Below are 24,410 nucleotides of genomic sequence, written 5' to 3' on the forward strand. Positions count from 1 at the left end.
GGAGGAAACTAATGGCTGATGTATTAACACACCATTGTCCCAACTGTGGCGGTCCTTTGACCTTTAACCCAGACGATCAAAAATTTCATTGCGATTATTGCTTGAGTATCTTTACTTCAGCCGATATTGACGAATTTGAAGCAAAGCATCCGGTAGAATCGGCGATTTCGGCAGAGGAAAAGGCCGAAACAGATGCAATGGACGTATTCAATTGTCCCAGCTGTGGGGCGGAAATCGTCACCGATGCCACTACAGCAGCAACCTACTGCTATTTCTGCCACAATCCGGTGATTTTAGCTGGGCGCTTATCGGGAGAGCTTTTGCCTAACAAAGTTTTACCTTTTCAAATTGATCGCCAAAAAGCGGAAGAACAATTTTTGGCTTGGACAAAGAAAAAATGGTTTATTCCGAAAGACTTTTTTAACAAGTCTCAAATTGAAAAGCTGACGGGTGTCTACTTTCCCTATTGGGTAGTGGATGCTCAGACACGAGGAGAATATACGGGTAAAGGGACTTCTGTGCGCGTCTGGGTTGTCGGAGATATCGAATATACCGAGACGAAGATTTACCAAGTCTACCGCAAAGGGAAAGCAACCATTAACAATTTAGTAAAAAATGCGCTAACCAAAAATCTTCAACAGAAAATGGTGGAGGCGGTTCAGCCCTTCCCGATTGATCAAGCAGTCGATTTCCAGACCGAATATCTGTCAGGCTTCCAGGCGGAGAAACGGGATATTGAAATTGCCGATATTACTCCTGAATTGCAGCAGGAGCTGAAAAAATACACCAATGATCTGCTGAGAGATACGGTTTCCGGCTATACCACCTTTAATAAAACCGGCAGCTCAGCAGCGATTAATTGGCAAAGCAACCATTACATGCTGCTGCCAGTTTGGCTGGTGACTTATCAGGGGAATAATGACAAGGTGTATTATTACGCCATGAACGGTCGAACGGGTAAAGTTAGCGGTATCTTGCCTATTAGTAATAAACGTCTGGCCTGGTTTTCATTAGGTATTTTCGTTGTTACGGCGATCATTATGTTGTTAGCGGGGTATTTCGTATGAGAAAGCTTATCTGGTTATTAGGCCTTTTACTAGTACTTGTTCCGGTAGGCGCTTTTGCTGCCGATGATACTGTTATTGATGAAGCCGCTCTGTTCACTCCTGAGCAGCAAACAGAACTGGCTAGTCTCGCCGATACGCTGAACGAGAAAATGGAAGGACAAGCCTTTGTCTTAACCACTAATTCGAATACAGAGGACCCGCAGCTGTTTGCTAACCAGCAGCTGAAAGCACGAGTGGGTGAAGACGGAAACGGCGCACTGCTGCTGTTAGATATGGGACAACGACAGCTTTATCTCACTTATTCGGGCAATATGATTGATTATATTACCGATCAAAGACGCGATAACATTCTAGATGCTGTCGAAGAAGCCATGCGGGATGGAAATTATTACCAAGCAGCCTCAAGCTATTTTACAATGGCCAGCGAATATGTCGATGCCGGTATTCCAAGCAATCACTATCGCGTTGATGGTGAAACTGGCGAAGTCGATGGCCAAACTAGTGAAGTCACTGAACCGCGTTCCCTGACTGAAACAGATGCAATTACTGCTTTGGTTGTAGGATTCATTGCCGCAATCGCCTTCTTCATTGTTGTCCGTATGCGATACCAGTTGAAGTTAGGAACCTATCGTTACCCGTATCGGGAACAATCCAGACTGGAATTAGAAGAGCGCCAAGATCAGCTGGTGAATTCCTTTGTCACCACGCGGCGAATTCCTAAGCCTTCCAAAGATAATAATGGCGGCGGTGGTTTCGGCGGTGGCGGCAGTACGACCAATTCCAGTGGTGGTGGAACCTTTGGCGGCGGCGGACGTGGTTTTTAACAAAATTCGTTATTTTTATAGTAGTTAACAGGAATCAAAACAACTGATTCCTGTTAATTATGGTGATTTTTGTAACGAAATAAGTAAAGACTTTCTTTCTTAATCTCGTTTAAAGCCTGAGAACACTTGAATTCAGCAGGATACTTTGCTAGAATTTTAGGGTTAAGAGAAAAAAAGGAGATTATTGATGCAAAATAAAAGAAAAATTCCCTTGCTTTTTGTAATTTTAGGTCTTTTTTTACAATTATTCACAGCAATTCCGGCACAAGCAGCCGATGATTTTACGATTAAAGCGGAGGCCGCCTTTGCGATTGATGCGGATTCGGGTAAAATCTTTTATGATCAAAATGGAAGCACCCCTTTGGCCATTGCTTCTGTTACTAAAATGATCACGACTTATTTAGTTTTGGATGCTATAAAGCAGCAAAGGACGACTTGGGATGCCCAGGTGCCTATTTCGGATTATGCAGCCGAAAATAGTACCAACCCAGAGTTATCCAACGTTCCTTTAAGTAAAGATCAAACCTATTCGGTGAAGGATTTGTATGATGCAGCCATTATTGAATCGGGAAATGCCGCTGCAATTGCCTTAGCTGAGTTTTTAGCTGGCAGCGAGCATGCCTTTGTAGATCAAATGCGTCAGCTGGTAGCCAGCTGGGGAATTACTGATGCGATTTTAGTGAATGCTTCTGGACTGAATAATTACTTTTTAGGAGATCGACGTTATCCTGATACAGGTGAAGAAGACGAGAACATGATGTCAGCCCGCAGTGTGGCCATTGTTGCTCGCCATTTGATTAAGGATCATCCTGAATATTTAGAAACATCCAAGGTTGCCAAAACCCAGTTTGCCCCAGGAACTGATTCCGCGGTTGAAATGGAAAACTCCAACAGTATGCTTCCAGGTTTAGCCAATGCCAAAGAAGGCGTAGATGGATTGAAAACCGGTACAACTGAAAAAGCCGGCGCCTGCTTTGCTGGAACAATGGAGCGTGACGGCCGCCGTGTCATCACAGTGGTATTGAATGCGTCAAACGAAGTCCGTGATAAAAATGCCCGCTTTGTTGAAACGAGTAATTTGATGGATTATTGCTTTAATAATTGGCAGCTGAAAACAGTTGATCTAGCTAATCAGCCGATGACTGGCGAAACTGAGCTTCCTGTTGTTGACGGTAAGCAAGAAGAGGTTCAACTGCAAAATGATGGCGTTGTTCAGGTTTGGGCGCGTAATGATATGGATTTGAATCAACTAACGACGGAAACCCAGATGAATGACACCTTACTGAATGACGGGAAATTAATTGCCCCAGTACGTAAAGGTGAAAAGCTTGGTGTGACTACAGTCAAATTGAATCAAGATGATTTAGGTTATGTTGATCCCAATGAAGCGCCTAGTGCCAGCGTAGTTACCAGCAGCTCAGTTGAAAAGGCCAATATCTTTTTGCTGATTTGGCGAAAAATTCTAGACTTTTTTAATTAAATGAAAGAACCGAGGATAGCTGCAGTACCCCCTTTTGGAGGTTGCAACGTTCCTCGGTTCTTTTTAACTGCTTGCTCGGATGGGGAAATACAGTTCAACTTCCCCTTCTGAAAAGCTTGGCAGATAATGCTCCTGCACAGCGCCAGCTAATTCAACCTTTTCTAAGGGAAAAACCTGCCCCAGCATCAGCTGAGTCGCTTCGTCAATCCGCTCGGCATCCGTTTTAATCGTTAGATAGGTCATTGCAGGAATTTCCCAGCGAATCCAGCCAAGAGGCGGTACTGCTTCCGCGGGTACTTGAACCCCTGCCAAATAGCGTCCTTCTTTTTGCCACGGCTCCAGCCAGTGATCGCCGTCACTCATGAGGCCCCATAAATGCAGCTGGCTCATATCGGCGGCATCGATCAGTCCGGCAATTTCCTCAAAGTGCTGATTCATTTGATCCCACAGCAAGGGAACCCACGAGCTTGATTCCTCGGCAAGTCCTCGACCTTCCTTGCCAATTACATAAAAATTAGGTGATTGCACGCGATTAATTCCTTTAATGTCCATAAATTTTCCTCCTAAATTCACTGATCAAGCTCATTATCATCAATCTTTAGCTATCTAAAGATAAAAAACTTTCGCCTTTAGTACAACAGTACAACTAGCTATTCTTCTTTTTTCTAAATCGAAGCGCAGGAAGAACTAACGCGATAAACCACCAGCGCTTTTTTATACCAATGAAGCTTCTTGATAAAGCCCAATATAAACTATCCTTCTTGCCAATCATTGTAATTATAACAAGTTTTCTAAAAAAATAGCAGTAATATGATGTGGCGCCCCCTGTTAAAGTTATAACGTGTTATAATGAAAAAAAGGAGATGCTTGTGATGGGAAAATTAAAGGTTCGTAAAATTGGTAATTCAGTTGGCGCACTTTTTCCAAAGGAATGGGGCTTACAGGACGGAGATATTTTAGAATATACCAAGGAAGGAAACAATTATATTCTAAATACCCAAAGTGCTGCCAAGCAGCATGACCGTCAGCTAATTGAAGAAAGCTTCGCTGATTTTGAAGTCGGTCGTTTTTCAACAGAAGAACAAATGAAGAAAGAGCTTGGAAACTATGGCTGGGGAGAATGAGCAAAAAAACTATCTGATTTTCTATGCAGCAAGCTTTACGGAGAGTCTAAAGGAGAACATTCGAGAGTGGGAAGAAGAGCTGGCTATTCCCGAGGAAAAGATCCGCACGTTTATCCAGTCGATTGACCGCTCGATAAATTTACTTAAGCTTTTTCCTGAGATGTACGAAAATGTCGCATCTATCTATGGTTTTTCGGAGCCTACTTATCGGATTTTAATTGGGAGCATCTATGGAATCTTTTATCGGATTGATCATGAGAATAAACGCATACTCATTGGAAATTTTTTTAAACAGAAACAATTGCACTTGCGCTTTTAGTCCAAGTAATCTGATTTCCATATCAAAATAGAAAAACAGAGCAGAACAATCCATACATGATCACTAGTGACCATGCATGGATTGTTTGATCTTTAAGTATCGTACATAATTTTTTCAATCAACTCTGCTAGCTGTGTGGATTGAAGGTTCCCTTTAGCAAGCCTACTGAGTATTAACAAAATGATCGGCTAAAAATCCTTCTCTGGCATTTTTTCTTGAATAATTTGCTATACTGATTGTGAAAGAGGTGTTAGGATGTATATCGCAAGAGATATAACTGCTCTTATTATTTATTTCATGATTATTGTTTTACTCAATATTTGGATAACCAAAGCTGGAAAAGAGGAACGTCTGCGTAAAAATCTGCTGGGGACCGGTGGATTTCTTATCCTGTACTTTTTATTAATCGAGATCCAGGAACGAACCTTTTATTTGGCCCTTCCAGTTGGTTTTTATTTGTTGTTCCACTTTTTCTATTTTAGAGAAAAGGCAAGACTGCGTAATGGCTGGCTATTCAATCTGTTTTTAATTAGCCTGTTTGCCTATTTGGGTGTTCTCTCCCTTACCTCAGCTTCTCTAATTACTATCGGGATCCTCTTTGTCTTGGGCGTACTGGGTATTTTGGTGCTGCTCTTCGGTTTTTATGCCCTGATTATTTTTCTGCTTTGGAACAGCTACTTGGTTTTTAAACGAGAATCTCATTCACTAGCCAACCTGCTAACCTTAATCTTGGCTTTGGGTGTGATTGTTGCTAGTGCTATCCGCAGATTTGGGACACAATTTGTTCCTAGCTGGTCAGCGCCGCTGTTGCTTATTCCTACGGCGATTCTGATCTATCTGTTTATTGTCTTTTGGAATTTTTTATCGATTTCTTTAATTTATCAGCTGAATGACCCTAAGCCAGATCAAGATTATGTAATTGTACTGGGAGCCGGACTGATCCAAGGGGAAAAAGTCTCCCCCTTGTTAGCCAAGCGAATCGATCGAGCGATTGCCTTTTACCATAAGCAAAGCCGCAAAACCTTGTCTCCGCCTCAATTGTTAATGTCTGGCGGCCAAGGTTCAGATGAAAAGGTTCCAGAAGCAGTCGCCATGAAAAACTATGCCTTAGAGCAAGGAATTCCGGAAGAGGAAATTCTAATTGAAACACATTCCACAACTACCTTGGAGAATATGCGCTTCAGCAAAGATATTATGGAACGGGAAAAACCAAGCGGCTATCGCGCGATTTTTGCCTCCAACAACTATCATATCTTTCGAGCAGGCATGTATGCCCAGCAGGTTGGCTTAAAGGCGGATGGTATCGGTGCAAAAACAGCGAAATATTATTTACCGAATGCCTTTTTGAGAGAATTCGCTGCTCTTTTAGTGATGAACAAGCGAATTCACATCATCATGGGCGCCCTCATTACCTTCGCTAGCGTTGGGCTTGCATTACTTCAATTGTTTCTTGACTGGTATGTCCGTTAAAGTCCTCGCTTGAGGGCTTTTTTTGTTAGAATTCTTGGTATTCAGCAGGATTTTGATTTTTCAAGCGGCCGTCTGGTTTAGATAAGCCATTGATTAGGGTCATTTCCTCAGCGGTCAGCTGGAAATCAAAAATATCTAGATTGGCTAATTGTCTCATAGTGCTGGAGGCCTTAGGAATTGGCAGTGTGTCCAATTGAATTTCCCAGCGCAGAATAATTTGCCCCACATTGCGGCCATATTTATTGGCGATTTCTGACAAAACAGGATGGTTAATTATTTCGCTGGCACGGCCTAGCGGGCTCCAGTCCTGCGTCAAAATGCCGCGTTGCGCATTGTATTCCCGTTGTTTTTCCTGATTGAAGTAAGGATGCAGCTCAATTTGATTGATTACTGGCAGTACACCGGTTTCAATTTCCAAGCGTTCCAGGTGTTCAGGTAAAAAATTAGAAACCCCAATCGAACGAACCAAACCAAAACGCTGCGCTGCAATTAAGGCTTGCCAAGCTTCTACATAACGGTCTTCCTTGGGATTAGGCCAATGAATCAAGTACAGATCGTAATAATCCAAACCTGCCCGCAGCAAAGATTCTTGAATCGTAGTAATGGCCTCATCGTAGGCATGATGTCTGCCTGGAAGCTTTGAAGCAACGATGATTTCCGAGCGCGGAACCTCTGAACGGCGAATGGCTTCCCCTACCGCTCCTTCATTTTCATAGTTAAAAGCCGAATCCAGTAACCGATAGCCGTTAGACAAGGCTTGAACCATCGTATTTACCCCTTCTAAGCCATTTAACTTGTAAGTACCAAACCCTACCTTTGGAACGACTAGTCCATCTCTTAATTGATACGTTTCCATATGCTTCCTCCTTTTTGTTTAGCTGCTTCTATCATACCTGTTTTTTTCAAAAAAAAGCGAGTAATCGACTTTAAAATCACAAAAAGCCTTGGAAATATCCGACGATTAGCCAAATAACCCCAAGGTCGATTTTTTACGTACGTTTTTCCCCATATACTCGGGGGATAATCAGATGATCAATCAGCGGGACAAAGCAATTCATGATCAATAAAATGAAGGTCATTCCTTCTGGCATCGAGGTAAACAGGCGCCAGCCCATCAAAAGCAAGCCACAGCAAATTCCATAAATCACTTCACCCTTAGGCGTTGTGGGCGAGGTGCTGTAATCGGTTGCCATAAAGAAAGCCCCCAGCATGGTAGCTCCGCCAAAAAGATGAGCAAAAACAATCGTCAGATCCCCTTGACCGACAATTAAAGCCACTACCGCAACTGTTGCCAGCATACACAGCGGAATATGCCAGGTAATCACTCGTTTATAAAGTAAAAACACCCCACCTAACAATAGTAAAATTGCAGTGGTTTCAGCATTTTTTCCAGCAATTAATCCCGTTAAGCTGTCGATCATTTGGGCGGAGGACAGACTTTCGCCAGCTTCGGCAGTCATCAAGGGCGTAGCTGTCGAAACAACATCCAGTCCACTGGTAGAAAACCATGGCTGCGGCTGCACATTGGCAGACATCTCCTGTACAAATACTAACCGCAAAACGGCTCGCCCCGTCAAGGCTGGATTCAACAAATTGCGGCCAATCCCACCAAACAATTCTTTCGCTAAAACAATCCCAATCACTCCACCTACTACGGGATACCACAAAGGCACACTAGCCGGCAAACTCATAGCTAAAAGCACTGCCGTAACCACTGCTGAAAAATCATTGGGCACCGTCTTTCTGCGAATTCTAAACCAAAGAATTTCACAAATCACACAGGTAGCAATCGAAATCACATACAGCAGCAGGGAACGCCAGCCAAAAAAGATAATCGAAGCGGCCACACTCGGTAAAAGTGCCAGTACCACCAGCTTCATGATACGATCCGTTTTCTCCCAGAATAGTAAATGAGGAGAAGCTTCCATCATTGGGTAGCGATTGCTGCGTAATGCTTCAAAGGAACGATTCTTCTCCATCATTCTGCCTTCCTTTCTTCAACTACCTGCTGACCAGCAATAATGTGCTCCGCTAAGTGACGGCGAGCGGGACAAATATACGTGCAGCAGCCGCAGTTAATACAGCTTTCTACATACAGCTTCTCCAGCCGCTCCCAATTTTGCTTCAAATAATTTTTCTCCAGCTGATGCGGCAGCAAACCGATGGGACAAACCTCCACACAGCGCGCACATTTAATGCAAGGGCTAGGCGTCATATCCTCATCATGCGTTTCATTAATAACAATTAATCCATTAGCTGATTTCGTCAAGGAAGCCGCTAACGTATCTACTGTGGTGCCCATCATAAATCCGCCGGTGATGATTTTAGACGGTTTTCCGTCAAAGCCGCCACAAAATTCAATCATGTCTTCAATGGTAGTACCTAATGGAAAATAGACATTCTTTTGTTCCATCACGTCACCAACCACCGAACAAATCCGATGACTCAACGGCCGTCCTGGTTCAATTGCTTCGTAAACGGCTACCGTGGTTGCCACATTGATAATTAAGTAGCCCACGTCCCGTGTCGAGCCACCAAAGGGTTCTTCTTTGCCCGTAACAGTTTTAAACAACATTTCCGTGCTGCCCTGAGGATAGACGGATGGGACCTCCATCACTGAAAGATTAGGAACGTCTTTACAATATTCCCGCATCGTTTGGATTGCTTCCTGCTTGTCATCTTCAATCGCAATGATCCCCTCCTTGGCACCCACGGCCTTCATCACGACCTTGCAGCCTTTCAGTAATTTTTCTCCTTCAGTCACCATTAAAGCCGCATCTGCCATTAGCAACGGCTCACATTCGGCCCCGTTGAAAATACAGGTGTGGATGTCTTCTTTAGGATTCAATTTAACATGACTGGGAAAAGTCGCACCTCCCAGACCAACGACCCCTGCCTCCTCGACACGCTGCACAATCGTTTCCCGATTCAGCTCTTCAAGCGGCTCATGGTGCTCCTCCTTTAACCGTTCTTGAAAGTCATTTTCGATAATGATGCAGGTCATTTCGTCCCCCTGCCCCTGATCAATTTCTTTGATACCCACGACTTTGCCGGAAACGCTGGCATGGACACTAGCTCCTAAGCCTTCATCCATTTTGGCAATGGTTTGCCCTAAATAAACCTCCTCACCAAGCGAAACGGTCACCTCAGGCACACCGCCAATATGCTGCTGCACTGGGATATATACTTTTTTAGGATTAATCTTTTCCACTTGTTTGTAATTCTCGATGCCTCGCAAATGCAAGGCTTCATCTTGATGTAAATCAATTCCACCCTTAAACCGCTGCTTCTTCATTCCATCTCCCCCCACATACTTTATATATTTAGTATAACACGAGAAAAAAACGGACAGCGGACTGTCCGTTATAATTTCTTTTGAATCAATAAAATCGACCCTAAAACCAATAAAAATCCTACGACCTCAAATAAAGTTAGCGGCAAGCTGAAAACTACAATTGAAAAAACCGTCGCCAACAAAGGCTCGAAGGCTGTTAAGGTGCTTGCCAGACTCGAACTAATATACTGCAGACTGGACAAGTATAAAAGAAAGGCCAGTGCAGTCCCAATGGTTACGACTAAGAAAATCGACACCATAGAGCCAGTCGTGAAGATCCCCGACGTCTGCCACATTGGCTGCAGGAGATTGGAAACGATGCTGCCAAACAGCATGCCCCAGCCAACCGTCACAAAGCTGCCGTAAGTCGCCAGCAATCGCCGCGGCTGCAAGGAATAGAAGGCCAAAGAAACCGCCGAACCAATCCCCCACACTAACGCACCGGCTGAGATGGATAAATTTGTAAATTCTCCTTTGGTTGCGATAAAAACCACTCCCAGCGCGGTGGTGAATAATAGCAGAATCGTCAAAAAGGAAGGGACTTTTCGTTGTTTGAAGGACTCATATAAAATGACGAAAAAAGGTCCCGTATACTGAATAATTGTCCCAAAAGAAGCATTGCTCAGCTCAATCGTCTTAAAGTAAGTCAGCTGAACAGCAAACATGCCAAAGACTGAAAAAATCAGAAGTGCTGCTAAATCACGCTTCTTTTTAAAGGGCGCAAAAACAGCTTCCTTCTTCCAGCCTTTTGCTAAGCCTAATAAAATAATTCCTGAGAAGAATAGCCGAACCGACACCAACCAATCTGCGCGAAAGTTATAATCGGTAAATAAGGATTGCCCCAAAATCCCTGAAATTGCCCAGAACGACGCAGCCAGCGCTGCGAACAAAATTCCTCGTTGTTTGATAACCCCCACCTGCTTTCTCAGCATATTATAATGGAAAAAACAGACAGCTGCCATTAGAAATCGTTTTCTGTCAGCAATTAACTTTTTCAAGGAGCTTTGGTAAAATAGAAGTGAAGACCTGTTGGCTTATTCTGGGATTTCGCAGTTAGGAGGAACCCCCATGAAAAAAATCGCTTTAACAATTGTTTTATTGTCCACTTTGACATTGGCCGGCTGTTCCCACCAAGGAAGTAATCCGCCACCAGCTGAACCTGAACCTGCCAGCTCTAGCATGTCGTCTGACACCAACCAATCAAAGGTCGGTATCGTTCAGCTAAAAGTATCTACTGAGGATGCTATCCAGCGTTATCGGGAGACTTACCCTGATACCGACATTACCTCGATCTCTTTAGAATACAAATTGGGCAGGCCAATTTATCAAATCGAGGGTGTTGATGATACAAAGGAATACGAACTCACAATTAATGCCGACACCAATGACATTTTGCAGCAGCAGGACGAAAACCTGGATCATGACGACCAAAACAAACGGCAAGAGGAGGCGCTGCAGCTAGATGGTATTCTAAACGCAGATAAAGTTGCTGAAATCGCCCATTCTAATGCTCGCGGCAGCGTTGTGGAAATGGAATTAACGAAGGATCTAGGTACCACTTATTGGGAAGTAAAATTAGAAGACGGCAAGCTTGAAACAGAGTTAAAGATTGATGCACAAACGGGAAATATTTTGGAAAAAGAGCAGGATGATTAGGAACAAAAGCGAGCCTTCCCAGCGGAGGCTCGCTTTTGTTAGAATTTGATGGCATCCTTAACCGTATAATACCCAGGCTTTTGGTCTGCTAAAAATGCAGCACAATCACAGGCGCCGCTGGCAAAGCAGCTGAAGTTGTAGCTGTGGTGACTGATTTCCAGCCGTTCACCGAAGCCGCCAAAGTTCACGATGTGGCTGCTTGGATAATCCCCCATGCGCATTGAATGATAGCCAATCGTATTTTCCTGGCGCAAGCTTTCACCTTTCCGACCAAATACGGCTACATCGGCAAGCTCAAGACCCAGCGCTTCTGCCAGCGCCTCACCTATTTCTTTAGAGGTACCACTTGGAGCATCCTTCTTCCAGCGGTCATGCATCTCGATAATTTCAATATCTGTTTCGTTGCCAATGGCTGTTGCCGCAATTTCCAACAAGCGGTTCATCACATTTACCAGCTTTGAAGTGTTGGCAGCGTACAACACCGGAATCTGTTGACTAGCTTCCTTGAATTTCTCCATTTCCTCTGGTGAAAAACCAGTCGTTCCACAAACAAATGCCTTTTTGTGAGCAACAGCTGCTTGTAAAGCTTCCAATGCCATTTCTCTAGTTGAAAAATCAATGAGTACATCGCAATCATCAATTACCTCTTCCAATCGATCCACTACTGGTACGTTCAGCGGATAACCGACTCCTGCTACATTTCCTAGGTCCTGGCCGATATACGCTCTTCCCACAGGACCTACGCCGCCAACCAGCGTCATGTCTTCCCGTTCTGCAGCAATCTGCGTAATTAATCGTCCCATTTTCCCCTTTGGACCTACTACAAGTACTTTCATACTTTTCGCCTCGCTTTTTACTTTGTTACTTGCAGTGTATCACGAAAGCTGGTAGTAAAATAAGAAATTTTGGAAAAGACCGGCTGATTTTAGTAAGCGGAATTGACTATTTCTTTATCTATCCGTTATTGTTCAGTTTTTTCTATGATACAATTTGTAAAACGTTTGCGCTTTTATATTTTACGAGGAGGGATGCTGGTGTTAGTAACTCATATTTATTTTAACGGCGAGTGCAAGAAAGCCATTGAGCTGTACAAAAAAGCGTTTGGTGCGACGGTTCAAACTCTGATAGAGGATGCCGAGCAGTCGCTTGTGGTTCATGGCGAAATCGTTATCCATAATGAGTTGTTAATGGTGAACGATTTTGGAAACAACGATGGTATTTCAACATCGGGAGGATACCAGATTTCGGTTCAATTTGACGACGAAGCTTCCCTGAAAAAAGCCTACACTGTACTGCAAGAACACAGTATTACCATCGAACCAATGCAGCCGACGGATTACAGTCCGTGTGTCGTTCGATTCATCGATCGCTTTGATGTCCGTTGGGCGTTTTGGGTTTAACGTCAACAATTTACCTGAACTTATCCACAAAGAAAAACACCCGCTAACGATTGTCAGCGGATGTTCATTTGCTATGGCCTATTTCTTCGTTTCAGCCAGAAGCCGACTCCCGCACTAACCACGATGAGAATCCCTACCAACCATAAGATTGGTGAATTTTGATCATTGGTTTGCGGATAACGGCTGCCCGTTGTGCTATTTGTACCATGTGGTGAAGCTGGTGTTTTCGGTGATGGTACTTTCTCGTTGGTTACCGTCGTTTCAACTGTTTTAGGTTTGCCCTCTGCTTTTGCAGGAATCACAAGCTTGTGCAGCTGATCGCTCTTTTGATAACCATTTGGTGCAATTAGTTCTTTGAAGTAGTAGGTACCTGGGGCCAACGCATTCAGGTTAATTTCTCCTTGCCCATTGGTATCCAAGGCTAATTCCAGAATTTCCTGTTTTTCATCCAGCAGCTGGAATACCGCACCCTTCAATTTTTCACCGCTGCCGTTCACCTTCGTCAAACGAGCTTGGCCTTGATAGTTGGTCCATTTACCTAAGTCTAATACTTTAGGTTGACCAGCCTGTTGAGCTTTAATCGTGAACTCTAAGGGTTTCGTATCACGAATATACCCGGCTGGCGCTTTGGTTTCCACTAATTGGTAGTCGCCTGGCGCTAGATCCTTCAGCTCAACTTCCCCCTGGCTGTTGGACACTAGTTTGCCGCTGTCTGGTACTTGATTGCCTTGCTGACTTTGTAACTGGAATTCGGCATCCTTCAACGGACGTTCATCCTCGTTTTGTTTAACTAAACGAATTCCTTGCTTGTAGTTGGCAAACTTGCCTAAATCCTGAACCTTTTGCTCAGCTGCTTTAGAAGCAATCGTAAAGTCGATTGGATCGGTGTTGACAATATAGCCGGCTGGGGCTTTCGTTTCTCTAAGTTCATAATCCCCAGGCTCTAAAGCCGTAATGTTAATCAGCCCTTCATTGTCAGAGTCTCTTTCTGTTATCTTGGTTTCATTCCCATTATCAACTTTCCAAAGCTCAAAATGAGCATCGGCCAAGGCTTTATCCTCTGCGTTTACCTTCTTCAGTTGAATGGTGCCTTTGAAGTTCATAAACTTGCCTACCTGCACGATGGCTGGTTTACCTTGCGCATTGTCTGCAATTGTAAATGGTTCAGAAGGTGTTTCGTTTAAGACATACCCGGGAGCCGCTTGAACCTCCTTGAAACGATACGTTCCTGGCGCTAGATTTTCGGCGGTGGCAATGCCATCGCTTTGACTTTCAATGCCCGTTGCGACTGTTTTCCCTTCTGCGTCAATGACGTCAAAGATAGCGCCTGGGAGAACCATTTCGCTACCGTTTTCCTCAGTGTATTTTTGAATTTGAGCCGTTCCTTGATAGTTGGTGGCTCCTAAGGTTTGCGCCTGACCACTGTCATCAATAAAGGTAGTAACTGTTTCTGGTGCACCGGCATTGTCTGCCGCGATTTCAAAGGCTGGTAAATCTGCTGTGTTCAGCAGATAACCGGCTGGCGCCTGTTCTTCCACAAAGCGGTACGTTCCCGGGCTTAGATTTTCTGCTGTTACTGACCCATCTTCCGCTGATTCCAGCCAATTAGCTTCATCCTGATAAGCTTCAACGGGGCTCCAGCCATCCGCGGTTTGCTGCTCTAAGCTGAATTTCGCTTCCGCCAATGGATTACCGGCTTCGTTTTGCTTAATCATCCGAGCAGAGCCTTGATAGTTCAACAGCTTGAGATCACCCTGGTCATTTGTTTTCACAACTTCCGGCTGCCCAAGTGCTGCATCAGAAATAGTGAATGGGACGGGTGTCGTATTGCGAATGTACCCGGCTGGTGCTTTTGTTTCGACAAACTGGTAATTTCCTGGTGCTAATTGATCAATGCGGACGGTTCCGGTTGCATCGGTTTCAAAGGTTGCATTCGGTTGAACAACCTCGCCAGCTTCGTTCAAAACTTCGAAGGCTGCATTTGACAAAACGGTTGTACCATCTGCTGCATATTTCACTAATTCGGCTGAGCCTAAGTAATTGGTTAGTGAAAGCGAATCTTGCTCATTTTCTTTCACGACCGCTGGTTTCCCGGCAGACTCAGCTGCAATCGTAAATGGAACCGGTGTTTCGTTGACTAAGTATTGCTTGTTAGCGGTGCTGACTTCCTTGAAATAATAATTTCCTGGTGCTAACCCTTCAACATAAACCTCACCAGCTGCATTACTTGTAGCCTCCGCAACTTTTTCGTTGCTAGCGGTATAAATTTCGAAGGCTGCTCCTGCTACGGGATCGTTGTCTTCGTTAACCTTCATTAACTGTGCTGCGCCTTTGTAATTGATGTTTTCGTCAGCAGCTATATCAATGTCTAGAATACCTGGATCACCAATTCCACCTGTTGGAACAGTGAAAGGAATCGGTTGAGTATTGCGGATATAGCCGGCTGGTGCTTCAGTTTCGATAAAGCGATAGCTGCCAGGGCTTAATTCCATTGCCCGGACATAGCCGTCTTCAGCTGAAAGGAAGTTTCCATCAGGATCGGCCCCTAGCTGTTCTGGGTTAGGAACTGCCTCCCATTGACCGTTGTTTTGGACTTCTAAGGAGTATTTTGCTCCTGCCAACGGGGTTGTAGCATTTTCACTAATCCGATCTTGGGCTAATTTTCTAAAACGAACATGCTCTTTATAGTTTTTAAAGGCGGTTGTTTCATCGTACACCAGCTTTTCGCCAGCATTGGTAATAAAGGTCGGCGTACTGCTGGCTGAGGTTGGCATGGTGAAGCGGATCACCGTATCATTACGAATATAACCACTCGGCGGTGTTACTTCACGAATGCGATATTCTTCGCCGGCCTGCAGGTTTTCAAAACTAAAGTAGCCATCCTGTCCAGAGGTAACTGGACTACCGACTTTGGTTGTTCCATCTGCTTTGTACAGCTGGAACACAGCTCCCGCCAGCGGCTTTTCTTCCCCTGGTTCAGCAAACACACTGCCATCCACTTTTCTAAAACGAGCATTGCCGAGATAGTCAATTAATGGATTGCTGGCGGTGTTCAGTTGAACCACAGCTGGTGAACCGTCCGTACCAGCTTGATCAATTGCAAAATTGAACAAATGATTGTTAACAAAGTACCCATCTGGTGCAGCCGTTTCCTTCACCCGATATTTCCCAGGAATTAAATCGGTTAATTCTAATTTTCCTTGGGCATTAGTAGTATAAATGGTTCCTGGTCGATAATCCGTAAAATCTTCAGAATTAAACGGTGCCCACTGAACAGAGAAGTTAGCTCCCTGCACTGGTACGCCAGCCTCATTATGCTTGTAAAGCTCCGCACTGCCTCGATAATTTTTAAGTGTTAAGGTATCTGTTGCAGTCCCATCGACTCGCACCTGCCGTCTGCCATCCGCATCTGGTGACACCGTAAAGGCCAAACGTGTTCGGTTAAAGAGATACCCTAAATTACCCGCCTCGTCTGTCGGAGGAATGATTTCAAACAATCGATAGTTGCCATCCGTCAAATTAGACAGCACCTTGCCTGAAGAATTCGCTGCAAAAGGCGAGTCATAAATTTCGTAATTTCCGTCAGCATTTTGCTTTTCTAAACTAAATAACCCGCCGGAAATAGCTTGATTCGCTGCATTTACTTTGTTAAAGGTAACTGACACCGGCTGGTTCTCAATGGTTTCTACCGCGTTCGCTGCAGAAGAATCCTGATTTACCACTAGCTCAATACCATTTACCAGCTCATCACTAATGGTATATCCGTTTGGAGCTTCTACTTCCTTCAAAATATAGCGGAAGCCATTGGTTGGATTGGTATTGGTATAAACCAGATTTCCAAATGTGGCACTGCCTGTTAGGTCTGTTGTCAGCTCATACAAGGGCTGATCTGGAATATTCGGATTAGCAAACACCCGGGTTAAAGTAAGCTTCGCTCCTGCTAAAACAGCTCCATGTCCATTTGTTTTACGAATCGTTACACTGCCCTTTTGCCCAATCGCTGTTCCGCTAGTATTAGAAATCTGAACTTGCGTGGCGGTCTCAGTGCCCGGACGTGGTATCACGCCTTCTTTAGTCGAAACATTCACTGAATTGCTCACCTGTTCAGAGGCAGTAGTGAAATTAGGTTTAGTACTATAGGTCAAACGATAAGGCTTCTCGATGAATCCTTTTTGGGTCTGACCATCCTCCAAGTAATTTTCGGAGAAGACAACCACCATCTGCTGCTGACCTGTCGTGTTATCGGTTGTGATGTTAACCGTGTAATCTGTCCCTTTGACTAAAGTCTGATTCGTTTCACTAACCGTTCCATCACTAGCCACTTCTCCCAAATGAATTTCGACTGAATCCGGATCAATGATTTGATTATTGGAGGGCGTATCAGTGATAGTCGGCTGTACCAGCAAGGATTGGTTTCGATTAATCCATAATCCCCAATTGATCTCATTGGTATTGGCGTCGTAGTTGACCGATTTATTCACCGTTTCCTGATTGTAGCGCAGGGAAATAGAGGCTGGTAAATTCTCAACAACTCCCTCAATGGATATATGGGCAATATTGTCATACGTACTTTGATCTTGTAGAATTTGACCTTTCAAGCTGGTTTTAAACTGGATCTGATACACACGAGGTGCACCTGCTGTATTCCAGCCAGGAATCGTTTGCTGAGCATCCCCTACAGAAATATTCAGTTCATTGGCAGCACCTGCAGGATCGGTAATAGTCCCATTGGAAAAATATTTTTCCGGTTCGGTGTAGTCGATATAACCTTGATCCTTTTGTTCTCCTTGATATTCAGAAGCTTGAGCAGCTATAAATTGTCCGTTAGCGTCATCAATTGTTCCTCGGGTAATCTTCAATGAGTCCTTAATATAGACTTGGTTTCCGGTAATCGGATCATTAAAGGTAAAGTTTTCTACCTGAGCATTGTTGTAGTTGGCCACAATCGTCCAGGTAATTTCTTTAGTCACTGGATTATAGCTGCCGGATTTTTCTCCTTTGTTGGCTTCCTGCGTACTAGTTTCAAAGCCATTATTCGATTTAGAATGGTGACTGGTATTGTTCTCGTCTGTCCAATCCAGTTCAATTCCGTTATTGTAGGCTAATCGTTGCGGATAAGGTGGATTCGTACTAGAAAACTGATTGTATTTTGTTTGGTACTCCATCCTAAACGTATGATCGGTTTCCTGATAATTATTCAAAAAACGAATCGTAAACTCACTATAAGGATCACCTTGCGCTTCGTTACCTGCGCCATTACTGGTAACGATATTGATTTCAAAATCTGGATTGCTGACGTTGCCTTGAGGTGTGCCATCAATCAACGTACGACCAGTCAATGTCTGATTGTTTGTCGTATCAACGATCCGAACGCCGGTTACATCCTGTCCCCCTTGCGGATAGTAAGGATACGAAAGATAGCCTTTTTCTGATTGATCCTGCTTGTCGGTAAACACCGCATTGTTTAGCTGATAGCCGTTGCGGTTAATATCTACTGACCACTTGGCAACTTTAGATCCAACCTCGACAGTTGGTCGATTCTTAATGACAGCCTGCTGCGCTGGCGGTGTGATATTTGGCGTAGTCGTAATCCCGCCGGTTTCTGCCCGATTGGTAATGACGGGATCATTTTCTCCCGAAACAATCGAATTCACTTTCGAGGTGTACTCAATATTAATCGCCTGATTTTGCTGAACAGTATCATTAAAAGTAACAGTCATCGTACTTGTTGGTGAACCTGGTGTAATAGTGACTGTATAGGCATCCGCAGGTACTGGCAGTCCTCGAGAGATTGCACCATTATCTGCAATAGCGACATAATAAGGCTGTACATCCTCCGCTTTTATATCCATGTTGCTTGAAAAAGTATCAGTTACAGTCGTTCCAGCGGCAATTTCCTTTTGCCCGTAATTATAACGAATCGTCCAGGTATACTCTTGGTTGGAGGCTGAATAATTGTCTTGAACCTTTTCAATTCGTTTGCCGTAATTAGCCGTTACCGTTGCACTGGCTGGCAAGTTGTTAAAGGTTGCGTTGTTGGTAAAGGTTGGATTTCCACCTTCTGACGGCTTAGCCTCATCATTAATCCGCGTAGTATAAACCACTCGGTAGGCTTGATTAATCGTACCGGAAAACGTGATATTGCCATTATTATCTATTTGGTACTGATCAGGTTCCAGTGCTGTGTTGCTGACTGAAGTGACTTCTCCATTAAAATTCACCTCCAGCGGAAATACTTGTGCTGACTCATAGGTAGTATTTGCCGGAAATGCTTCCGCTAAGGTTGGTGAAGCTAACGAAGACAAATCCTTATTTACATCGACTGACCAAATAATTTTTTCTGGATTGACCTGTTTGTCGAAGGTACCGGCCTTTGAAACAGACGTGCTGGTGGTTGGCTGAATCATCAGCGTCAATGGTGGCAGATTGTATTCACTAGGATAAATAATTTGATTGTTTCCTGGACGAGTAATCACCTGCTGATCAAAACGGGTAGAAAAATCAATCGCCCCGGTTTGAAAGGGTTCAAAGGTGCCCGTGGTTCCGCCGCTTGTATCGGTTAAAACAATGCGAATGGTTTTACTGGCAGGGTTAATCGTATATTTTCCCCAAATAATGCTTGGATCGTTGGGGTCAACCAAATTTTGATCGGCAATTAAAGAAGAAACATTCAAGCCCTGTGGCAAAGGTACTTCGTAATAATCACCAATTTGCAGCTGCGTACGAACAGTTTCTGGAATAGCAAAGTCAATGTGCAGACTACTGGGATCTGAAATGGTTGCTGGATTAGGAATGGTTGTTTCCACATTAGTAATAAAACGATCACCAGGAGAATATTGATCAATTAAATCTTTAATATTTTCGGCTTCACGCTGCGGTGCAGCAGCTCTTTGGACAGCCTCTTTATTTGATGAATCAGCTGATTCTTGGGTTTCGGTTGTTTTGCTGGAGCTGGTTGTTGTTTCGGTAGTACTGGCTTCAGACGATTGGGTTGTTGATTCCTCAGCAGTCGACTCAGACGATTGAGCTGTCGACGCGGCTTCGCTGCTGGTTTCGGTTGTTTCAACGCTACTTGATTCGTTGGCAGGCTGCGGAATTTCAGTGGTCAGCTGCTGTTGCGGACTAGCCGCGACTGTGATTTCCTTTTTGTCTGGTGAATCAACAGTTAATTTGATACGTACCACTGGACTACTATGCACATTCGGCTGTGTGACAAGGCGAAGTTGATTTTTAGTGATGGTCGTTGGTTTCAGCGGTTGAAGCGGGGACTCGGTTAATCCATCGCTGGAGGAGGTTGCTGCTTCAGGCTGGATTTGCGAAATACTTGACGGTTGATCGGCTGTTTCAGCCACAACAGTATTGTCTGTCGGCGTAACAGTTGCCTCTTGTACCGTGACTCCTTCATCGAAAGTGAGAATTGTCTCATTTATCGAAGACTGATCATTCCCCACGTCTAAATTGAGCTCCCCACTAATTTGTCCCTCGGCAGCTTCGGTTAGTTTAAACGTTTTTAATTGAATAATTTCATTGGTTGAAAGGGTTTCAGCAATTACCGTTAAAGGCGCAAGGTTGGAGAGTATTACGATAATTGTCATAAAAAAATAAATGATTTTGAAGCTGGTCTTTTTCATTTGTATCCTCCTTAATTACAACAGTTGTTATCTACTCGTTTATCTTATCAAATTACCCTATTTTTATGAAAAGATATGATTGTAAATGACAAGCTTCTAATTCTGAAATAGTTAAGGAAAATTTTTAAAAATAAAACTTACATGAAATTTTCAAATGTGCTATGGTAAAACCTGTACTTAAGAAAAGGAGTGGATTTATTTGCCAACAAACAAAAAAGAAGGAATTATTTTTACTACACTGATGTGCTTTTTAATGGTTTTGGGGATGAGCTCGTATAACCTGCTGCTTCACCAAAGCTTTACTCTTAGTGCTTTGCTGATTGGTTTAGTTCCGGGATTTGTGGTTGCGTTTATTTTGGATGTTTTTGTTGTGGGTGTTTATGCTAAGAAACTGGCGTTCAAGCTGCCAATTAACCGAGAAAAGAAATGGCAGGCGATTATTGCGATTTCTTCACTAATGGTTTTAGGGATGGTTACCTTCATGTCTTTATTCGGCATGATGATGGAAATTGGTTTTACCAGTCATTTGTTTTCTGACTACTTAATGGCTTGGAGAATGAACTTCATTGCGGCACTACCGCTGCAATTACTGTTCGTCGGACCTTTCTCACGGATGGTTCTACAAAAGATTCAAGCCAACAATGAGGAGTCACCAGCAGTCAGCTAAAACGAAAACGGACAAATCACAGCCTTTAGGCTAGATTTGTCCGTTTTCGTTTACTGCGGTATATTTTTCTATCAAGGTGGCTTTACAGCCCGTTTTTTCAATTGCCTGTTTGGTGGTTTCACCAATCGCGATCAATTCCAGCGGTAAATAATAGTGCTGATAAACAGAATAGAAACGTCGCCATGCAGATGGGCTGGTGAAATACACGCTTTGAACAGCTGCTTTTCTAAGCAGGTCATCCAGCTTGATCTGATTATCTGGCAAAAACAGATTTTGATAGGCGACAAAGCTGTGCACCTGATACGTATCTTCAAGCATTTGCTCCAGCAGATTGTCTGCCAGCTGACTTTTGGGATAAAAGATAGTGGTTGGCTGCGGATACAGCATTCGCCATTCCTTTACCATCTCCCGTTTGGTTTCCTTAGAGCTGATAAAAGCCGGTTCGACCCCCATTCTTCGAACGGCCTCCGCCGTTTTCTGGCCGATAACTGCTACATTGATCCCCGGCAGTACCTGGGCTAAAACTGTTGGGACTGCTGCCTGGCTGGTAAAAAACAGCCAGCTGCTCAAACGAAGCTGCTGCAATTCTTCCCCTGCTAACGGCAGAGTCTGAATCGATGTTAGCGGCAGCACCCTTGTTTGATAGCCGATTGCCTCAAAAAAAGCCTGATCTGCTGCATTCAGTCCATCCCCACGGGTCAGCAGTATTGTTTGCTGGGCATTACCTCCTTGATTGCCTGTTTGGCTAACGATAGCGGATCGCCTCCTGTCAATCGAATCCTAACACCTTCAGCTTCTAAATCCTCTGCCAAAAAACCATAAAATTCCCAGTCCCGCGATAATCGATTCGCAAAAGCACCAATCGGAATTTCGCAATTCCCATCCATCTGGCGCAAAAAGTAGCGTTCGGCCTCTGCAGCTAAATGCGTGTCTGGGTCACTGACCTGAGCCAACAGCTGCTGCAGCTCAACATCCTCCTTGCGACATTCAACGCCTAAAATTCCTTGTCCCACTGCCGGCACACATTCAGCTGGAGAAAGAATCCGATAGGCCGGCAGCTGATCAAAATAATTCATACGCTCCAAACCAGCACAGGCCAAAACAGTCCCATCCATGTTCTCAGTGACCATTTTTTTCAGTCTGGTTTCAATTTTTCCGCGAATAGGTACTATTTTCGCATGGGGATAAAGCCTGCTGATTTGCTTATTCCGGCGAATACTGCTGGTTCCAATAATAATTTCTTCCTTAGCTGCTAAATTCATTGGCTCCTTGAGAATCAAGCAATCATAGGGCATAGCTCGTTTAGGAGTAGCTGCTAACACTAGATCCTCAGGCAGGCGTGCTGGTAAATCCTTCAAGCTGTGTACGGCAAAATCAATCGTCTTTTGCTGCAAATGGTATTCAACTTCCTTTACAAAGACGCCCTTTCCCCCAATTTGGGTTAAGGGGGCGTGAGGCATACGATCGCCTTTAGTAGAAAGTCCGACAATCTCGATGTCTAACGGATAAATTTTTTTCAATTGATCCACTACTAGCTGGGTTTGACGCATAGCTAACGGACTTTTCCGCGTACCTACTCGTAAGGTCTTCATCATTTTCCCTCTATCTAACTTATTCTTCTATGATTATAGACGAGCTGTCTTGCTTTTCCAACTCTTTGCCAGCAGGCTTCATGCCTACCTTGAAGGCTAAAAAGTACATCCCTGCTAAAATGACTCCGCCGCCGACTAGATTGCCGCTCCAAACAAAGACCATGTTTTGCACAAATTCGCCAATAGTTGCTCCACCAGCTAAAATCCCTGCGGCAATTAAAAACATATTCGCTACCACGTGCTGATACCCTGCAATGACAAAACCCGCTACCGGCAGCAGCGTACCAAACATTTTCCCGACAAAATCACGGGAAGCCATATTCATGTAAACACCTGTACAAACCAAAATATTGCAGGCAATTCCCGATAAGAAGGCCTGCAGCGGCCCATCGGCTGTTCGTCCCTGGGCAACGGCAATCGTACGTTCCACAAATGCCCCCTGCAGCGTGTTGGAGAAATAACCGAAGAAAATCGCGACGGCTACTGCACCTACTAAATTAAACAGCGTAACTAGAAACATATTGCGTGCCCACTGCTTTAATGTAATTTCCTTGGCATACAAAGCCATACTGACTGCCAGCATATTTCCGGTAACCAGCTCGCCTCCAACCAGTAACAAACAAATAAGTCCAAAGGGAAAAATTAAGGCGCCCATTAAATTAACGAAGGTTCCCCACTCTTTTGGCATCGAACCCATCGTACGAATCATCGCTACGCCGGCTAATGCAATAAAAACACCCGCCATGATTCCTAATACTGCCGTGGTTAGAAGGCTGTAATTCGCCTTGGCTTTTCCGCGGGCAATCGCTTCATCTACTAACTCTTTTGGTGATAATGACATGTAAAACACTCCTACTAATTATTTTTTTGCCGTCTGTTTCCTCATGGATCGCTAATCCGGTTCAATTTCATAAACAGCCTTCGCTTGTTCATCAATGAACAATACTTGGCAAAAGGATTGCTCTGACAAATAGCGTTCGCTGATTTCGTCAAAGCGGCGATCCCGCTTTTCCCCCACCTGATGCCACCAAATATCGGCACCTTGACTCGTGAATTAAATCAATTCATCTATCGTTGGTTTTTTTGAGGCCACCAGCAGCATTCGTTCGCCAAACCTCGGCAATTGGTCAAACCAGCTGAATTTCGCTTCCGCCTTTACCGATTCGCCAATGATCGCCATTGCCGGATTCCTCATTCCTGCTTGGGTTACTTTTGCTTGGATAGTGGTAAAGTCGCCCACTACTTTTTGCTGACGGCCATAGGTTCCCCAACTAATTACGGCAATGTCAGTATCGGCTGCAAAGCCTTGCTGCTGCAGGTGTTTAAGAAATTTAGGCAAGGCCTCCATCCCCATATACAAACAAATCGTCTGCTCCTGCCCAAAAACGGGGAAGGTTTGCTGGTCGTCATTCTTCAAATGACCTGTCATAAAGGTTACCGAGCGCGCCTTGCCCCGTTCAGTCAGCGAAACTCCGCTATAGGCGGCAGCTCCACTTGCGGCCGTTATCCCTGGAACCACTTCAAAGGAAATCCCAGCAGCAGCCACGGCTTCCAGCTCTTCGGTTAAACGACCAAAGATCACTGAGTCGCCGCCTTTTAAGCGAACGACTCGTGGATAGCTTTGCTGACTTTCAAGTAATAGTCGGTTGATTTCACCTTGCTTCATGGTGTTTTGATAAGGTGTCTTTCCTACATAAATGAACTGACAAGTCTGTTTACAATGGAACAGCAGCAAAGGATTGACTAAGCGATCATAAATCACCGCGTCAGCCTCCTGCAACAGCCGCTGTCCTTTGACCGTTAACAATTCAATATCGCCAGGTCCGGCTCCGACAAACGAAATCAT

At 44.3% G+C, this 24,410-nt stretch carries 21 protein-coding genes; 9 read left to right on the forward strand and 12 right to left on the reverse strand.

Translation table 11 applies throughout. The annotated features are described in order from the left end of the window. Positions 1-11: 11 nt before the first annotated feature. The 3 genes from I588_RS07830 (at position 12) to I588_RS07840 (ending at position 3,371) form a co-directional block, all read left to right on the forward strand. Positions 12-1,067 (forward strand): TFIIB-type zinc ribbon-containing protein, encoded by a 1,056-nt coding sequence (locus tag I588_RS07830; protein ID WP_010755584.1) that lies wholly within the window; start codon positions 12-14, stop codon positions 1,065-1,067. Continuing rightward, complete coding sequence (locus I588_RS07835; protein WP_010755583.1) at positions 1,064-1,891, forward strand: TPM domain-containing protein; 828 nt, start codon at positions 1,064-1,066, stop codon at positions 1,889-1,891. Before I588_RS07830 ends, I588_RS07835 begins: the two co-directional genes overlap by 4 nt. 187 nt (positions 1,892-2,078) lie before the next feature. Continuing rightward, complete coding sequence (locus tag I588_RS07840) at positions 2,079-3,371, forward strand: serine hydrolase (RefSeq protein WP_010755582.1); 1,293 nt, start codon at positions 2,079-2,081, stop codon at positions 3,369-3,371. 63 nt (positions 3,372-3,434) lie between these two features. Here I588_RS07840 and I588_RS07845 read toward each other — a convergent pair whose 3' ends face one another. Continuing rightward, positions 3,435-3,923 (reverse strand): GyrI-like domain-containing protein, encoded by a 489-nt coding sequence (locus tag I588_RS07845; protein ID WP_010755581.1) that lies wholly within the window; start codon positions 3,921-3,923, stop codon positions 3,435-3,437. A gap of 320 nt (positions 3,924-4,243) precedes the next feature. On the opposite strand from I588_RS07845, the gene I588_RS07850 reads away from it, so the two are divergent. The 3 genes from I588_RS07850 to I588_RS07860 all read left to right on the forward strand — a co-directional run bounded on the left by I588_RS07850 (position 4,244) and on the right by I588_RS07860 (position 6,284). Then, positions 4,244-4,495, forward strand: coding sequence for an AbrB/MazE/SpoVT family DNA-binding domain-containing protein (locus tag I588_RS07850; RefSeq protein ID WP_010755580.1), 252 nt, complete (start codon positions 4,244-4,246; stop codon positions 4,493-4,495). Further along, positions 4,479-4,814, forward strand: a complete 336-nt coding sequence (locus tag I588_RS07855) for a type II toxin-antitoxin system RelE/ParE family toxin (RefSeq protein WP_010755579.1) — start codon at positions 4,479-4,481, stop codon at positions 4,812-4,814. The genes I588_RS07850 and I588_RS07855 overlap by 17 nt, the downstream gene beginning before the upstream one ends. Positions 4,815-5,069: 255 nt before the next feature. Next, positions 5,070-6,284: a YdcF family protein gene (locus I588_RS07860; RefSeq protein WP_010755578.1), complete on the forward strand. Its 1,215-nt coding sequence runs from the start codon at positions 5,070-5,072 to the stop codon at positions 6,282-6,284. A gap of 25 nt (positions 6,285-6,309) precedes the next feature. On the opposite strand, the gene I588_RS07865 is transcribed toward I588_RS07860, so the two are convergent. From I588_RS07865 to I588_RS07880, 4 genes are all read right to left on the reverse strand, one after another. After that, positions 6,310-7,140, reverse strand: a complete 831-nt coding sequence (locus I588_RS07865) for an aldo/keto reductase (RefSeq protein ID WP_010755577.1) — start codon at positions 7,138-7,140, stop codon at positions 6,310-6,312. A 133-nt stretch (positions 7,141-7,273) separates the two neighbouring features. After that, on the reverse strand, positions 7,274-8,266 hold the full coding sequence (locus I588_RS07870) for an RnfABCDGE type electron transport complex subunit D (protein WP_245569553.1): 993 nt from the start codon (positions 8,264-8,266) through the stop codon (positions 7,274-7,276). Continuing rightward, on the reverse strand, positions 8,263-9,579 hold the full coding sequence (rsxC, locus tag I588_RS07875) for an electron transport complex subunit RsxC (RefSeq protein WP_010755575.1): 1,317 nt from the start codon (positions 9,577-9,579) through the stop codon (positions 8,263-8,265). Before rsxC ends, I588_RS07870 begins: the two co-directional genes overlap by 4 nt. A gap of 68 nt (positions 9,580-9,647) precedes the next feature. Continuing rightward, a complete protein-coding gene (locus tag I588_RS07880) occupies positions 9,648-10,580 on the reverse strand; it encodes an EamA family transporter (RefSeq protein WP_245569552.1) in 933 nt (310 codons plus the stop codon). Between the two features lie 106 nt (positions 10,581-10,686). On the opposite strand from I588_RS07880, the gene I588_RS07885 reads away from it, so the two are divergent. Next, entirely contained in the window at positions 10,687-11,274 is a 588-nt protein-coding gene (locus tag I588_RS07885) for a PepSY domain-containing protein (RefSeq protein WP_010755573.1), read from the forward strand. A gap of 38 nt (positions 11,275-11,312) precedes the next feature. Here the strand turns inward: I588_RS07885 and dapB are convergent, their stop codons facing one another. Beyond that, on the reverse strand, positions 11,313-12,110 hold the full coding sequence (dapB, locus tag I588_RS07890) for a 4-hydroxy-tetrahydrodipicolinate reductase (protein WP_010755572.1): 798 nt from the start codon (positions 12,108-12,110) through the stop codon (positions 11,313-11,315). A gap of 192 nt (positions 12,111-12,302) precedes the next feature. On the opposite strand from dapB, the gene I588_RS07895 reads away from it, so the two are divergent. Next, complete coding sequence (locus I588_RS07895) at positions 12,303-12,674, forward strand: VOC family protein (RefSeq protein ID WP_162141124.1); 372 nt, start codon at positions 12,303-12,305, stop codon at positions 12,672-12,674. Positions 12,675-12,745: 71 nt separating this feature from the next. Here I588_RS07895 and I588_RS07900 read toward each other — a convergent pair whose 3' ends face one another. Then, positions 12,746-20,305 (reverse strand): SpaA isopeptide-forming pilin-related protein, encoded by a 7,560-nt coding sequence (locus I588_RS07900; protein WP_010755570.1) that lies wholly within the window; start codon positions 20,303-20,305, stop codon positions 12,746-12,748. 199 nt (positions 20,306-20,504) lie between these two features. Here I588_RS07900 and I588_RS07905 point away from each other — a divergent pair, with 199 nt between their 5' ends. Beyond that, positions 20,505-20,972, forward strand: a complete 468-nt coding sequence (locus I588_RS07905) for a DUF2798 domain-containing protein (RefSeq protein WP_010755569.1) — start codon at positions 20,505-20,507, stop codon at positions 20,970-20,972. Positions 20,973-21,002: 30 nt separating this feature from the next. Here I588_RS07905 and I588_RS07910 read toward each other — a convergent pair whose 3' ends face one another. Genes I588_RS07910 through cobA form a run of 5 tightly spaced genes read right to left on the reverse strand, consistent with a single transcriptional unit; the run spans position 21,003 to position 24,410 of the window. Beyond that, positions 21,003-21,746 (reverse strand): uroporphyrinogen-III synthase, encoded by a 744-nt coding sequence (locus I588_RS07910; RefSeq protein ID WP_081632972.1) that lies wholly within the window; start codon positions 21,744-21,746, stop codon positions 21,003-21,005. Then, on the reverse strand, positions 21,671-22,564 hold the full coding sequence (hemC, locus tag I588_RS07915) for a hydroxymethylbilane synthase (RefSeq protein WP_010755567.1): 894 nt from the start codon (positions 22,562-22,564) through the stop codon (positions 21,671-21,673). Before hemC ends, I588_RS07910 begins: the two co-directional genes overlap by 76 nt. 19 nt (positions 22,565-22,583) lie before the next feature. After that, complete coding sequence (locus I588_RS07920; RefSeq protein WP_010755566.1) at positions 22,584-23,405, reverse strand: formate/nitrite transporter family protein; 822 nt, start codon at positions 23,403-23,405, stop codon at positions 22,584-22,586. Between the two features lie 51 nt (positions 23,406-23,456). After that, entirely contained in the window at positions 23,457-23,582 is a 126-nt protein-coding gene (locus tag I588_RS28040) for a hypothetical protein (RefSeq protein ID WP_281169963.1), read from the reverse strand. Between the two features lie 36 nt (positions 23,583-23,618). Next, a complete protein-coding gene (gene cobA, locus I588_RS07925) occupies positions 23,619-24,410 on the reverse strand; it encodes a uroporphyrinogen-III C-methyltransferase (RefSeq protein ID WP_010755565.1) in 792 nt (263 codons plus the stop codon).

It is taken from the genome of Enterococcus pallens ATCC BAA-351, assembly GCF_000407485.1.
Taxonomy (GTDB): domain Bacteria; phylum Bacillota; class Bacilli; order Lactobacillales; family Enterococcaceae; genus Enterococcus_A; species Enterococcus_A pallens.

Bases quoted from the DNA above. Each gene is read 5' to 3' on its own strand.
- I588_RS07860 (WP_010755578.1), top strand. From the start codon at position 5,070: ATGTATATCGCAAGAGATATAACTGCTCTTATTATTTATTTCATGATT.
- I588_RS07840 (WP_010755582.1), top strand. From the start codon at position 2,079: ATGCAAAATAAAAGAAAAATTCCCTTGCTTTTTGTAATTTTAGGTCTT.
- I588_RS07865 (WP_010755577.1), bottom strand. From the start codon at position 7,140: ATGGAAACGTATCAATTAAGAGATGGACTAGTCGTTCCAAAGGTAGGG.
- I588_RS07870 (WP_245569553.1), bottom strand. From the start codon at position 8,266: ATGATGGAGAAGAATCGTTCCTTTGAAGCATTACGCAGCAATCGCTAC.
- I588_RS07885 (WP_010755573.1), top strand. From the start codon at position 10,687: ATGAAAAAAATCGCTTTAACAATTGTTTTATTGTCCACTTTGACATTG.
- I588_RS07880 (WP_245569552.1), bottom strand. From the start codon at position 10,580: ATGGCAGCTGTCTGTTTTTTCCATTATAATATGCTGAGAAAGCAGGTG.
- hemC (WP_010755567.1), bottom strand. From the start codon at position 22,564: ATGAAGACCTTACGAGTAGGTACGCGGAAAAGTCCGTTAGCTATGCGT.
- I588_RS07835 (WP_010755583.1), top strand. From the start codon at position 1,064: ATGAGAAAGCTTATCTGGTTATTAGGCCTTTTACTAGTACTTGTTCCG.
- cobA (WP_010755565.1), bottom strand. From the start codon at position 24,410: ATGATTTCGTTTGTCGGAGCCGGACCTGGCGATATTGAATTGTTAACG.
- I588_RS07830 (WP_010755584.1), top strand. From the start codon at position 12: ATGGCTGATGTATTAACACACCATTGTCCCAACTGTGGCGGTCCTTTG.
- I588_RS07900 (WP_010755570.1), bottom strand. From the start codon at position 20,305: ATGAAAAAGACCAGCTTCAAAATCATTTATTTTTTTATGACAATTATC.
- I588_RS07845 (WP_010755581.1), bottom strand. From the start codon at position 3,923: ATGGACATTAAAGGAATTAATCGCGTGCAATCACCTAATTTTTATGTA.
- dapB (WP_010755572.1), bottom strand. From the start codon at position 12,110: ATGAAAGTACTTGTAGTAGGTCCAAAGGGGAAAATGGGACGATTAATT.
- I588_RS07855 (WP_010755579.1), top strand. From the start codon at position 4,479: ATGGCTGGGGAGAATGAGCAAAAAAACTATCTGATTTTCTATGCAGCA.
- I588_RS07920 (WP_010755566.1), bottom strand. From the start codon at position 23,405: ATGTCATTATCACCAAAAGAGTTAGTAGATGAAGCGATTGCCCGCGGA.
- I588_RS07895 (WP_162141124.1), top strand. From the start codon at position 12,303: ATGCTGGTGTTAGTAACTCATATTTATTTTAACGGCGAGTGCAAGAAA.
- rsxC (WP_010755575.1), bottom strand. From the start codon at position 9,579: ATGAAGAAGCAGCGGTTTAAGGGTGGAATTGATTTACATCAAGATGAA.
- I588_RS07850 (WP_010755580.1), top strand. From the start codon at position 4,244: ATGGGAAAATTAAAGGTTCGTAAAATTGGTAATTCAGTTGGCGCACTT.